Source organism: Methylocystis sp. JAN1 (assembly GCF_052186135.1).
GTDB lineage: Bacteria > Pseudomonadota > Alphaproteobacteria > Rhizobiales > Beijerinckiaceae > Methylocystis.
Window position 1 is genome coordinate 247,061 of the sequence record NZ_CP181499.1, and the last position, 12,455, is coordinate 259,515.

A 12,455-nucleotide genomic window follows, 5' to 3' on the forward strand; every position below is an offset into this window, starting at 1 on the left:
CCGATCCTGGCGACGCGGCGCAGATATAACCTGTCTAGAAGTTGATTCTTTCTCGTTCGAACACCACAGGCTTGCGCCTGACCTGCGAGTAAATGGCAAGCGTGTATTCGGCGAGGATGCCGATCGAGAAGAGCTGCACGCCGCCGAAAAAGAATACGGCGGTGATGATCGTGACGATGCCTGGCGCCGCCAGCGTCCTGTAATAGACGAGTCCAAGCACGAAATTGACGAGCGCATAGGCCAGCGCCAGCGCGGCAATGACGAAGCCGGCAAACAGCACCATTCGCAGCGGCGCCAGCGTAAAGGTGACGAGACCATTCATGCCCTGATCGACCAGAAGGCCGAGCGTATGCTTCGAAACGCCCCGCCGACGCTCGACCCACCGGTAAGGGACGCCGACCGCCTTGAAGCCGCACTCGAAAGTCATCATGCGCATGAAGGGATATGCGTCTTCGATATGGCGCATGGCGTCGACGACCTTGCGGTCGACGAGCTGGAAGTCGCCGACGCCCGGCGGCGCATGCAATTCGGAAAGACTAGTCAGGAGACGATAGTAAAGACCGCGCAGAAAGCGCATCGTCGCGTTTTCCTCACGGATTTTGCGAATGCCATAAACGACCTCGTATCCTTCCTCCCACAATTTCACGAATTGCGGCACGAGGGCGGGAGGATCCTGGAGGTCGGCGGGCATCAGCAGCAGCACGGCGTCGCCGGTCGCGGCCATCACGCCGTTATAGTTCGAGCGCAACGCTCCGAAATTGCGCGCGTTGACGATGACCTTTACGTCTTTGTCATTGGCCGCGATCTCTCTCAAAATCTCGACGGTGCGATCGCTCGAACTGTTGTCGCAGAAGATATGCTCGCGGCGATACTCTTTGAGCTCGGTTTCGAACAGAGCCTTGATCGCGGCGTAGCATTCCTCGACATTCAGCTCTTCGTTGTAGCAGGGCGTGACGATGGAGATGGTTTTCATGATTCAGCTTTTCGCGCAGCGAAGACGAGGGTGCGATTGAGGGCGTAAGAGAGCGCGACGCAGGGAAGGAGCAAAACCGCCTGCGCCGCCGCCGGCGTCAATCCAAGATAAAGGGCGCGCTCCAGAAGGAAGTCGTTCACCAGGAAGACGACGCCGTAAACCGAGACGAAACGCCAAAGCCGCGTCGCGTCCGAATTTGCGAAGACCACACGGCCTGTCGTGAAAAAATTGAAGCCGACGCCGGCCGCCGTCGCGACCGCCAGCGCGGGCGTCGGCGCGAATCCGGCGGCGAGCAGGGCGTAAAACAGGCCGTAGCCGAAGATCGTGTTGAAGACGCCGACGACGAGGAAGCGCGCGAAGCGCCGCTCCAGAAGGGCGCGCAAACCGGCGACTGCTTTCTCGACGAATCCCGGCGTCTCGCTCGTGGGTTTGCGCGCGACGAAACTCATGCCGCCTCCCGCTCGAATGCGGCGATAGTCTCGCGCAGGCCTTCATCGAGCGGGATGCGCGGGCGCCAGCCCGTCGCGCCCCGGAGCCGTTCGATGTCCGCTTCGAGATGCATGACCTGATCGGGCCGGTAGGGCACCGCGCCGAATTTCGGCTCAATCGACGGCGCGATCATGTCGCGCAGCTTCAGCACCAGATCGCGAAGCGCGATGGGCTCGCTCGAGCCGACGTTGAACAGCCCTTCGGCCGTCTGCGTCTCCAGAAGCGCGATCATCGCGTCCGCCGCGTCGCGGACATGAGTGTATTCCCAGACCTGCTCGCAGCGCGTCAGCTCCGGCGGCCGGCCTTCGCGAAAGGCGCGGATGAGCGAGGGAATCAGCCAGGGGCCGACATCGCCCGGACCATAGAGCGAGAAAACGCGGCCCCAGGCGCCGGAGACGCCGCGCATCGCGCAGATGTTGAACAGCGTGCGCGCCGCCGCAAGCTTGGCGATACCGTAAAGCGTCGTGGGCTCCGCAACGTTGTTTTCGGAAATGCGGCCCCGCTTCGGGCCATATTCGCCCTGTGAGCCGACGCCGACGAGCCTGCGCGCGCCGCAATCGGCGGCGACCGCGAACAGATTTCCCGAGGCGACGATATTGTCGAGTTGATAGAGTTCGTTGCGCTCCGCGCCCGCGACGCCGCGCCAACCGCAATGCAGCAGCGCTTCGGGGCGGAATTCGCTCATGGCTTCCCGATAGCTCGCGAGGTCGAAAAAGTCGCCCGGGACAATTTCTGCGCCCGCCACGGATTTCGTTCCGCCGCGCACGAGCGCCGCCACGCGATGTCCGCGCGCCACGAGCCGACGCGCGATCTCTCCGCCGAGAAAGCCTGTGGCTCCGGTAAGGAATACCCTCATCGCGACGCCTCGACGCGTCGTCGCGGCGCGGCGCCGGCCGCCAAGGCCAGCGTGCGCTCGGCGATCGACGCCGCGTCAAGGCCGCAGGCCGCGCGCAGCGCTTGCGTATCGCCCACGACATGCTCGAAGCGATGCGGCGTGGTGAGTTCCGCGTAAGCGTTATCGAAGCGGTGCTCATAGAGCGTCCTCATGACGCCGACCGAGAAGGGGTTGCCTGGAAATCCCTCGAACACACTGACGACGGGCCCGCGCTTGGCGATCGTCCGCGCCAGCGCCGCTGTGGGAAAAGGAGCGATCACCGGCGCGCTGACGACGCGCGCCTCGACGCCCCTTTCAGCAAGCAGGTCCGCGGCGGCGAGGCATTCCGTGACGCTGACGCCGCAAGCGACGAGCGTCGCGTCGTCGCCGGCGCGCACGCTGTAGGCCGAGGTTTCGAGCGAGAAGATCGGCACAGGAAAGTCGACGCCGCTCTCGCGCGCGATGCGAAAATAGGCGGGGCCGTCGACCGCCTGCGCGAGCGCGTAAAAGCGTTCGAGCTCGGCGACATTGCCGGGATTGCCGACCAGCATGCCGGGAAGCGAGGCCATGATCGTCGCATCTTCGAGCGCGTGATGCGACGGACCGAGCGAGCCATAGGAAAAGCCGGCGCCTACGCCGATCACGCCCGCCTTCCGCCGCTGATAGACAATGTCGTTGCGGATCTGCTCGAAGCAGCGGGAGGTGATGAACGGCCCGATCGAATAGATGAACGGCCTGAAGTCGAGCGCCGCCAGCGAGCCGGCGATCGAGGCGAGGTTGGCTTCGGCGACCCCGACATTGATGAAGCGCTCGCCGAGCGCCTCCTGCAGTGGCTCGACGACGGAAAAACCCAGGTCGCCGGTGAGGAAGGCGACCTTGTCGTCCAGCGCGGCGTCCGCCTCGATCAGTCGGATTATGCGATTGCGCATGAAGCCTCCGCGAGATCGCTCGCCAGCGCCGGCTTGTAGTGCGACGCGACCGTATTCTCGATGCGGGGGAGGCCCTTGCCCTTGACGGTATGCGCCAGCACGACGCGCGGCTTGCCGGCCGACGGAGCGCTCAGCGCGGCGAGCAGCGCCTCTTCGTCATGTCCATCGACCTCCAGCGCCTCCCAACCGAAGGCGCGCCATTTGTCGCCGAAGGGCTCCAGATCCATGACCTCATGCGTGGGCGCGAGGCTCTGGATGTGATTGTAGTCGACCACGACCCGCAGCGCGTCGAGCTTGCGCGCGCCCGCGAACATCGCGGCTTCCCAGGTCGAGCCTTCGTCGCATTCGCCATCGGAGAGAATGCAGAAGGCGCGTAGATCATGTTCCTCCCGCAGGCGGAAGCCGAGCGCGAAGCCGACGGCGAGCGAGAGGCCATGCCCCAGCGAGCCGCTGCTGGCGTCGATGGCGGGCGCGGCTTCGGTCCTCGTCACATGACCCCAGAGGGCCGTTCCGTTTTGCAGATAGACGTCGAGGCGCGCGGCCTCGACGAGGCCGTGTTGCTCCAAGGTCGCATAATAGGCCATCGCCGCATGTCCCTTCGAAAAGACGATGCGGTCGCGCCGCGCAATAGCGGCAGTGTCGGAATCGAGGTCCGACGCGCGCAGGACGGCGTCGAGAATCTCGATACAGCTCAGCGACGATCCGAGATGCGCCGAATTGGCGCGATGGGACATCGAGATGACGCGCCGACGCGCGGCGGCGCAACGCGCCGACGCCGCCTCAGGCGTGCTTTTGTCGATCCGGCTCATACTGAGGTTCTTCTGTGAGTTGCGCGGCAAAAGGCGAGGTGAGGCGCACGCGCTGGCCGAGATAGCGGTCGACCTGTTTCAGCGTCGCGTCCAGAACGTCCGCCCTGTCGACGAAAGCGCGATACCACTGCGCCGTCCACTGCGTCGTCTGCTCGAAATCGAGAAGCGGCGTCCAGCCCAGCGTCTCGCGCGCCTTGGCGGTGTCGAGACGCAGAAGACGCGCTTCATGCGGATGCTCGTCGCCGTCCTTTTCCCATCGGGCGTCGAGGCCCCAGGCGGCGATGAAATGCGCGAGCAGGGATTCGACGCTCTGCTCCGAGGCGGGACCGGGGCCGAAATTGAAGCCGCCGTCAAAATCGCCAGCGCGCTCGGGCGCCGCCGTCATGGCGTTTTCGATGAGCTGCAGATAGCCCGCGAGCGGCTCCAGCACATGCTGCCAGGGGCGCACGGCCTTCGGGTTGCGCACTTTCAGCGCGCGGCCCGCGACGAAGGCGCGCAGCGCGTCGGGCAAAATGCGGTCGGCCGCGAAATCGCCGCCGCCGATGACATTGCCGGCGCGGGCCGAGATGATGCGCACATTTTTCTTCGCGCGGAAAAAGCTGTCGCGATAGGCGCCGGTGACGAGCTCCGCGCAGGCCTTGCTGTTGGAGTATGGGTCATGCCCGCCGAGCGCGTCGGTCTCGCGATAGCCCCAGACCCAGTCTCGGTTCTCGTAGCATTTGTCCGTCGTGATGACGAGGACGAGGCGCACGCTTTCCGTCCGGCGCGCGGCTTCAAGCACATTCACCGCGCCCATCACATTGGTGGCGTAGGTGCCGACGGGATCGGCGTAGGATTCCCGCACCAAGGGCTGCGCCGCCATGTGAATGACGATCTGCGGCGCGGCCGCCTGCATCGCCGCCGTGAGCGTTGCGAGATCGCGCACGTCGCCGCGCATGTCGTCTATATGTTCGGCGACATTGGCGAGCGTGAAGAGATTCGGCCGGGTCGGCGGCTCCAGCGCATAGCCCGTCGCGCGGGTATTGAGGCGCGAGAGCATGAGCGAAAGCCATGCGCCCTTGAAGCCGGTATGGCCGGTGACGAAGATGCGCTTGCCGAGCCAGAATGCGGATGAGATCACCAGATTTTCCACTTCGCTTGGCCGGAGTTCCACTGGTCTTCGAGGTAGAGCTTGTCGCGCAGCGTATCCATCGGCCGCCAGAAGCCGTCGTGCCGGAAGGCGCGCAGCTCGTCACGTTCCACGAGCCGGTTCACCGGTCCGTGTTCCCACACCGTCTGATCGCCCTCGATGAGATCGCCCACCTTCGGCGAGAGGAAGAAGAAGCCGCCATTGACGAAGGCGCTCTCGGCGACGGGCTTTTCCGCGAAACCCGTCACGCGGTCGTCGTGGAGCGTCATGGCGCCGAAGCGCATTTCCGGACGCACCGCGGCCACCGTCGCCATCCTGCCGTGCGAACGATGAAAGGCGAGTTCCGCGGTCAGGTCGATGTCCGCGACGCCGTCGCCATAAGTGAGCGCGAAAACGTCGTCGTCCTTCACATAGTCGATGACGCGCTTCACGCGGCCGCCGGTCTGCGTCTGGTCTCCCGTGTCGACGAGCGTCACGCGCCAGGGCTCGGCGGCGCCGCGATGCACCTCCATCTCGCGCGTGCGCATGTCGAAGGTGACGTCGGACATGTGCAGGAAGTAGTTGGAGAAGAACTCCTTGATGAAATAGCCCTTGTAGCCGAGGCACAGCACGAATTCGTTGAAGCCGTGCGCGGAATAGATCTTCATGATGTGCCACAGGATCGGGCGTCCCCCGATTTCGACCATCGGCTTCGGCCGCACGGACGTTTCCTCCGCGAGACGCGTGCCCAGGCCGCCGGTCAGCACCACTACTTTCATGACTCGTCGTCGATCCGCTGTCGCCGGACAAGCCTCCGGCCGGTCGCAGGCGACGCGGCTGGCGCGCCGTCGGCTTCCTCGCACTATGGCTTCTGACTGGTTAATGCTTGGCTTATCCGGCGAAAGGAATTCGGGGGAAGGGCGCCGATCCTTCAGCTGAAGGGGAGGCGCCGCAGCGAGGATCGTTAACCCGCGGGGCGGGAAAGACCCGCCGCCGCGGCGCGTTGGGGAGTCGGCGCGGCGGCGCGGCAGGGCGGCGCGGCGTCCCACATTCGCACAGACGATTAAGAAAGACCCGGCGCGCGGCGACGTTTTGGCTTCGCGCCTGCGAAGCGGCGCCGCCAGATATCGCCCCGAGCCGGGAGGGCCGTCCCAAGATGTTCCCCGAACAGGGCGCCAACCGGACGGCGTCAGCGATTCGTGCCGGCTACGTTCACGCTCGTCCCCTAAGGTTAATGCGCGCGCCCGCTTTCGCGCATTGACAAAAGCGCCTGCCGGAGTCCGCCCGTCAACCGGCGCGACGGCCGCGTTTGAATCGCCGCTCTACAAGAAGTTGGGGGCAGAAGCTCGAGGAAACACTATATAATGCCGGAACAGAGCGTGACTCACGAAGAGTCAGCGATTCGGCCGCGATTCGTTCGCGCGCTGTTCAACAGGTAAAGTCGCGCGCCGCGGAAAGTTCCTTTATGAGACGGGGCGCCCGGGCGCCGCAGACGGGAACCGGTTTTCGCAAAGCGCGCGAGGGCGGCCTCAGGCGTCCAGAACGAGAAGAAGCGACAAGAGAGATGCCGCCGCTCCCGCCCGGAAGCCGCGCCGCCGCATATGGGGCGGCGGCGGTTCTCGGTCCCACCAATACCGGCAAGACGCATCACGCCATCGAGCAGATGCTGTCCTTCCCGACCGGCGTCATCGGCCTGCCGCTGCGGCTTCTCGCGCGCGAGGTCTATAACCGCGTCGTCGCCAGGATCGGGAGCGAGGCGGTCGCGCTGGTCACCGGCGAAGAGAAGATCAAGCCGCGCAACCCCGCCTACTGGATCTCGACCGTCGAGGCCATGCCGCGCGAGATTGATGCGGACTTCGTCGCCATAGACGAGATCCAGCTCGCCGCGGATCTCGACCGGGGCCATATTTTCACGGACCGGCTGCTTCGCTGGCGCGGCCGGCAGGAGACGCTGCTCATCGGCGCCGGGACGATGGAGCCGCTGATTCGCGAGCTTTTCCCCGGCGCGCCCATCTTCGCCCGCCCGCGCCTGTCGCGGCTGACCTTCGCGGGCGACAAGAAGATTTCGCGCCTGCCGCCCAAGACCGCCATCGTCGCCTTCTCGGCCGAGGAGGTCTACGCCATCGCGGAATGGATCAAGCGCCAGCGGGGCGGCGCGGCGGTGGTGCTGGGGGCGCTTTCCCCCCGCACGCGCAACGCCCAGGTGGAGCTCTTCCAGTCCGGCGACGTCGATTACATCGTCGCGACCGACGCCATCGGCATGGGCCTCAATCTCGACGTCGATTACGTCGCCTTCGCGTCCGACCGGAAATTCGACGGCTGGCGCTATCGCCGCCTCACCCCGGCGGAATTCGGCCAGATCGCCGGGCGCGCGGGCCGCCATATGAATGACGGGGCCTTCGGGGCGACGGGGCGCTGCCCGCCCTTCGACGAGGACCTGATCGAGCAGCTCGAAGACCACCGCTTCGATCCCGTGCAGCTCCTGCAATGGCGCAACAGCGATCTCGACTTCTCCTCCATAGCGGGGCTCATGAACGCGCTGGAGAAGACCCCCGACCATCCCCGCTTCACCCGCGCCCCCATCGCGGTCGATCAATTGACGCTCGAAGCGGTGAGCCGCGACGAAATCGCGCAGAAGAACGCCAAGGCTCCCGCCGACGTCGCCCGGCTCTGGGAAGCCTGCCAGATTCCCGATTACCGCAAGACCTCTCCGGCCGCCCACGCCGACCTCGCTTTGTCGGTTTTCGGCTTTATCGCCAGACGCGGCAAGATTCCGGCCGATTGGATGGCTAAACATATCGCCGCCGTCGACCGGATCGACGGCGACATCGACACGCTGTCGAACCGCCTCGCTCAGGTGCGAACGGTGAGCTTCATCGCCAATCGCTCCGGCTGGCTCGACGACGCCGAGCATTGGCAGAGCGTCGCGCGTCGGGTAGAGGACAGCCTGTCCGACGCGCTGCACGCCCGTTTGACGCAGCGTTTCGTCGATCGCCGCACCAGCGTGCTGATGCGCCGTTTAAGAGAGAATGCGATGCTCGAAGCCGAAATTAACGCCGCCGGAGACGTCCTGGTCGAGGGTCAGCATGTCGGAAGCCTTCAGGGCTTTCGCTTCACGCCCGATCCCGGCGCGGCGGGCGAAGCCGCCAGGGCGCTCAACGCCGCCGCCCAGAAGGCGCTGGCCGGCGAGTTCGAGGCGCGCGCCACCCGCGTCTTCGACGCCGTGGACGACGCCTTTGTGCTCGGCAATGACGGCGTGATCCGCTGGCTCGGCGAGCCCGTGGCCAAGATCGCCGCAGGGCCGGGCGTGCTGACGCCCACGACCCGCATTCTGGCCGACGAGCAATTGACCGGCGCGGCGCTGGAGAAGGTTCAGAACCGCCTCAATCTCTGGCTGGCCCAGCATGTGAAGAAGCTGCTCGGCCCGCTCGAGACGCTCGAGAAGGGCGAGGGGCTCGAAGGCGTGACGCGCGGCGTCGCCTTCCAGATCGCCGAGGAGCTGGGCGTCCTCGACCGCGCCCGCGTCGCCAAGGAGGTGAAGAGCTTCTCGCAGGACGACCGCGGCGCGCTGCGCAAGCTCGGCGTGCGCTTCGGCGCCTACCATATCTATCTGCCTCTGCTGCTGAAGCCGGCGCCGCGCGCGCTCGCGTCGCTGCTCTGGGCGCTTCAACATGGCGGGCTCGACAATGTGAAGGGCCTCGAAGAGGTCCCGCATCTCGCCGCCTCGGGCCGCACCTCCTTCTCGGCCGACCCGTCGATCCACAAGGGCTTTTACCGCGCCGCCGGCTTCCGCGTCTGCGGCGAGCGCGTGGTTCGCGTCGACATTCTGGAGCGCCTCGCCGATCTGATCCGCCCGGCCATCGTCTACAGACCCGGCGTGACGGCGGGCGACCCGCCCCCCGGCGCGGCCGATGGCGAGGGCTTCGTCGTCACGGTGGCCATGACCTCGCTCACCGGCTGTTCGGGCGAGGCCTTCTCCTCGATCCTGAAATCGCTCGGCTACGCCGCGACCCAGCGTCCGGGCCCGGCCATCACGGCGCCGCTGATCCCCGCCGCCTCGACCGAGCCGATTTCGCCCAAGCCGGCGGGCCAGGAAGCGCCCGCCACGGAATCGACGCCCGAGACGGCGGAAGCGCAGGCGGCTGAGCCGGCCGAGGCCTCGACGGAAGCCGCCGCGACCGTTGCGGAGGCCCCGGCCGAAGGCGCGGAGACCGTCGCGGAAGCCCCCGCCGCGGAAGCGCCCGCGACCGAAGAGGCGGCGGCCGAGCCGGCGACGATCGAAGTCTGGGCGCCGCAGCGTCACGCCCATGCCGGCGGCGGCCCCCGCCGCCATCACGGCGCGCCGCAGCGCGGCCCCCGCGAGGGCCAGGCCGAGGACGAGCGCCGGAGCGGGCCGCGTCGGGACCGCCCGCGCGCGGAAGCCGGCGTCGACCGCCCGGCGGGCCGGCCGCAGGACAAGCCGCGCGCCGACAAGCCGCGCTTCGAGCGCGGCGGCCCGCGCGGCCGTCCGGGGCCAGGCTTCAATGGGCCGGAGAAGCGCGAAAGGCAGCCCGATCCCGATTCGCCTTTCGCCAAGCTCGCGGCGCTCAAGGCCGAGCTGGAAAAGAAGGGCAAGAGCTGAATCCCGCGCCCTCCACGGCTTCGGTCGCGTCAAATTCTTGCCAAGAAACGGGCGCATCGAGGCTTTGATCGCGCCCGTTTACTTTGCGCGCCGGTATCTGGGGAAAGCAGGCGGTTTCTCTGCTAATGAAAGCTTAAGACCGCCGGTCGAATTGCCTTTCCGCGCCCCGAAAAGGGGAGTTTCGAGGGGAACTGGATGAAAAAGATTTTGCCCGTCATCATGTGCGGGGGCTCGGGCACGCGCGTATGGCCCGAATCGCGGGAGACGCTTCCGAAGCAATTCATTCCGCTCGTGGGCGAACGCTCCACTTTCCAGACGACCATGGCGATGCTGGCGGATCCGGCCTTTGAAAAGCCGATCGTGATCTCCAACTGCGACTATCGCTTCCTCATCGCCGACCAGCTCCGCGAAATCGGCATGCAGGCCGACATCGTGCTCGAACCCTCGCGGCGCGACTCGGGCCCCGCCGTGGCGGTCGCCGCCGCCCTCGCCGCGCGCCGCGCGCCGGACACCGTCGTCGTGGTGCTCGCCGCCGACCATGTCGTGCGCGACCGCGCGGGACTTGTCGAGCTGTGCAAGAAAGCCGGGGAAGCCGCCACGGAAGGCTATATCGTCACGCTCGGCGTGAAGCCCGACAGCCCGGCGACCGGCTACGGCTATCTGCGTCCCGGCGCGCCCATCCATCCCGGCGGCGAAGTCCTGAAGCTCGAAGCCTTCGTCGAGAAGCCCGACCGCGACACGGCCCAGCGCTATATCGAGGCCTGCTATTTCTGGAACAGCGGCAATTTCATCTTCCGCGCCGACGTGATGCAGGCGGAAATCGCCCAGTTCGAGCCCTTCATCGCGGAGGCCGCCGAAGCGGCCGTCGACGCCGCGAAACAGGATCTCGGCTTCTGCGTGCTCAACGCCGAGGCTTTCGCCCGCGCGCCCAAGAAGTCCATCGACTACGCCGTGATGGAAAAAACCGACAAGGCCGCGCTGGTTCCCGCCGACATCGGCTGGTCGGACGTCGGCACCTGGCGCGCCGTCTGGGAGCTCTCGGAGCGCGACGAGTTCGGCAATTCCGTCCGCGGCCATGGCGTGGTGATGGACGCGAAAAACGTCCATGTGCGCTCGGAGGAGACGCTCACCACCGTCGTCGGCGTCGACGACGTGATCGTGGTCAGCACGCAGGACGCGGTGCTGGTGCTCAACCACGAGCATGGCGACAAGGTGAAGCATCTCGTCGACCAGCTCAAGACCGAGAACCGTCGCGAGGCGGGCGCGCATAAGCGCATCTTCCGGCCCTGGGGCTATTACCAGTCGATCGACGAAGGCCAGCGCTATCAGGTGAAGCGCATCGTCGTGAAGCCCGGCGAGCGTCTGTCGCTGCAAAAGCACTTCCATCGCGCCGAACACTGGATCGTGGTGCGCGGCACGGCCGAAGTGGGTCGCGACGACGAGATCCATCTCGTCCACGAGAACGAGTCGATCTATCTGCCGATCGGCTGCAAGCACCGGCTGATCAATCCCGGCAAGATCGATCTCGAGTTGATCGAGGTGCAGACCGGCTCCTATCTCGGCGAGGACGACATCGTCCGCTTCGAAGACGCGTATAATCGGGGCTAGAGGAGCGCGCGCCTTCAGGCGCGCTCAGTTTGTTGACAAACTTCCCAAGGCGGCCTCGTCCTTCGAGACACGAGCTGCGATCTCGGGCCTGCCCGAGATCAATATTCTTTGTGCAAGTCGGGAAACCCGACTTGCACTCGCTCCTCAGGATGGGGCCTAAGTGTTAGGCGCTGACGGAAGAAGCCCCTCATGCTGAGGAGCTTGCGCAGCAAGCGTCTCGAAGCACGAGGGGCGCCGCCGCTACTTTGCCAGCAGTCAGCGCGCGCCTTCAGGCGCGCTTCGTCCAGGCGAGCCTGAAGGCTCGCGATCCCAGAGGAAGCCTTGCCCACCCTCGTCAAAATCTGCGGCCTCTCCAGCCCCGACACGCTGATGGCCGCCATCGCGGCGGGCGCCGATATGGCGGGCTTCGTCTTCTTCGAGAAGAGCCCGCGCCATATCGATCTGGAGACCGCCCGCACACTCGGCCTGATCGCGCAGGGCAGGATCGCCAGGGTCGCCCTCACCGTGGACGCCGCGGATGCGGCGCTGGACGAAATCGTCGCCGCGCTCGCGCCGGAAATGCTCCAGCTGCATGGGCGGGAAAGCCCCGAACGCGTCGGCGCCGTGAAGGCCCGTTTGGGCCTGCCCGTCATCAAGGCGGTCGGCGTCGCGACGGCCGGGGACGTGGAAGCGGCGAAGGCTTATGAGGGCGTGGCCGACGTGCTGCTGTTCGACGCGAAGCCCGCCCCCGGCGCGGCCGTTCCGGGTGGCGCGGGCGTCGCCTTCGACTGGGATTTGCTGCGCAATATGGGTGCGAGGCGCTGGATGCTGTCGGGCGGGCTCGACGCCGAAAATGTCAAGGAGGCCCTGCGCCGCGCCGGCGCGCCGGCGGTGGACGTGTCGTCGGGCGTCGAGCGTGAGCGGGGCGTGAAGGACGCCGGGAAGATCAGAGCGTTTGTCGAGGCCGTTCGATCGCTTTGATTTGGGGCCGGAAGGCTCTAAAGGTTTCCGTCGAGAAAGAAGCAGGCGCTTCGCCCCTTCCCCAGCCCTCCCCCGCAATGCGGG

Annotated in this window: 10 protein-coding genes; 3 read left to right on the forward strand and 7 right to left on the reverse strand. The window is 66.3% G+C overall.

Translation table 11 applies throughout. The features are described from left to right. Positions 1-34: 34 nt before the first annotated feature. Genes ACNHKD_RS01150 through rfbF form a run of 7 tightly spaced genes read right to left on the reverse strand, consistent with a single transcriptional unit; the run spans position 35 to position 5,961 of the window. Complete coding sequence (locus ACNHKD_RS01150) at positions 35-973, reverse strand: glycosyltransferase family 2 protein (RefSeq protein ID WP_442755301.1); 939 nt, start codon at positions 971-973, stop codon at positions 35-37. Continuing rightward, positions 970-1,422, reverse strand: a complete 453-nt coding sequence (locus tag ACNHKD_RS01155; protein ID WP_442755302.1) for a GtrA family protein — start codon at positions 1,420-1,422, stop codon at positions 970-972. Before ACNHKD_RS01155 ends, ACNHKD_RS01150 begins: the two co-directional genes overlap by 4 nt. Continuing rightward, positions 1,419-2,318 carry an NAD-dependent epimerase/dehydratase family protein gene (locus tag ACNHKD_RS01160; RefSeq protein WP_442755303.1) on the reverse strand — a complete coding sequence of 300 codons (900 nt, stop codon included), beginning with the start codon at positions 2,316-2,318 and terminating at the stop codon, positions 1,419-1,421. Before ACNHKD_RS01160 ends, ACNHKD_RS01155 begins: the two co-directional genes overlap by 4 nt. Further along, a complete protein-coding gene (locus ACNHKD_RS01165; RefSeq protein WP_442755304.1) occupies positions 2,315-3,265 on the reverse strand; it encodes a transketolase family protein in 951 nt (316 codons plus the stop codon). Before ACNHKD_RS01165 ends, ACNHKD_RS01160 begins: the two co-directional genes overlap by 4 nt. Further along, entirely contained in the window at positions 3,250-4,074 is an 825-nt protein-coding gene (locus ACNHKD_RS01170; RefSeq protein ID WP_442755305.1) for a transketolase, read from the reverse strand. The genes ACNHKD_RS01165 and ACNHKD_RS01170 overlap by 16 nt, the downstream gene beginning before the upstream one ends. After that, positions 4,046-5,194, reverse strand: coding sequence for a CDP-glucose 4,6-dehydratase (gene rfbG / locus ACNHKD_RS01175; RefSeq protein ID WP_442755306.1), 1,149 nt, complete (start codon positions 5,192-5,194; stop codon positions 4,046-4,048). The genes ACNHKD_RS01170 and rfbG overlap by 29 nt, the downstream gene beginning before the upstream one ends. Continuing rightward, positions 5,191-5,961, reverse strand: a complete 771-nt coding sequence (gene rfbF / locus ACNHKD_RS01180) for a glucose-1-phosphate cytidylyltransferase (protein WP_442755307.1) — start codon at positions 5,959-5,961, stop codon at positions 5,191-5,193. Before rfbF ends, rfbG begins: the two co-directional genes overlap by 4 nt. 785 nt (positions 5,962-6,746) lie before the next feature. Between rfbF and ACNHKD_RS01185 the strand changes: the two genes are divergently transcribed. The 3 genes from ACNHKD_RS01185 to ACNHKD_RS01195 all read left to right on the forward strand — a co-directional run bounded on the left by ACNHKD_RS01185 (position 6,747) and on the right by ACNHKD_RS01195 (position 12,371). After that, on the forward strand, positions 6,747-9,803 hold the full coding sequence (locus tag ACNHKD_RS01185; protein ID WP_442755308.1) for a helicase-related protein: 3,057 nt from the start codon (positions 6,747-6,749) through the stop codon (positions 9,801-9,803). 195 nt (positions 9,804-9,998) lie between these two features. After that, positions 9,999-11,411, forward strand: coding sequence for a mannose-1-phosphate guanylyltransferase/mannose-6-phosphate isomerase (locus ACNHKD_RS01190; RefSeq protein WP_442755309.1), 1,413 nt, complete (start codon positions 9,999-10,001; stop codon positions 11,409-11,411). A gap of 321 nt (positions 11,412-11,732) precedes the next feature. Further along, positions 11,733-12,371: a phosphoribosylanthranilate isomerase gene (locus ACNHKD_RS01195; RefSeq protein WP_442755310.1), complete on the forward strand. Its 639-nt coding sequence runs from the start codon at positions 11,733-11,735 to the stop codon at positions 12,369-12,371. Positions 12,372-12,455 lie beyond the last annotated feature (84 nt).

Excerpts from the sequence above, each read along its gene's own strand:
- ACNHKD_RS01150 (WP_442755301.1), bottom strand. The coding sequence starts at position 973 with ATGAAAACCATCTCCATCGTCACGCCCTGCTACAACGAAGAGCTGAAT.
- ACNHKD_RS01155 (WP_442755302.1), bottom strand. The coding sequence starts at position 1,422 with ATGAGTTTCGTCGCGCGCAAACCCACGAGCGAGACGCCGGGATTCGTC.
- ACNHKD_RS01160 (WP_442755303.1), bottom strand. The coding sequence starts at position 2,318 with ATGAGGGTATTCCTTACCGGAGCCACAGGCTTTCTCGGCGGAGAGATC.
- ACNHKD_RS01165 (WP_442755304.1), bottom strand. The coding sequence starts at position 3,265 with ATGCGCAATCGCATAATCCGACTGATCGAGGCGGACGCCGCGCTGGAC.
- ACNHKD_RS01170 (WP_442755305.1), bottom strand. The coding sequence starts at position 4,074 with ATGAGCCGGATCGACAAAAGCACGCCTGAGGCGGCGTCGGCGCGTTGC.
- rfbF (WP_442755307.1), bottom strand. The coding sequence starts at position 5,961 with ATGAAAGTAGTGGTGCTGACCGGCGGCCTGGGCACGCGTCTCGCGGAG.
- ACNHKD_RS01185 (WP_442755308.1), top strand. The coding sequence starts at position 6,747 with ATGCCGCCGCTCCCGCCCGGAAGCCGCGCCGCCGCATATGGGGCGGCG.
- ACNHKD_RS01190 (WP_442755309.1), top strand. The coding sequence starts at position 9,999 with ATGAAAAAGATTTTGCCCGTCATCATGTGCGGGGGCTCGGGCACGCGC.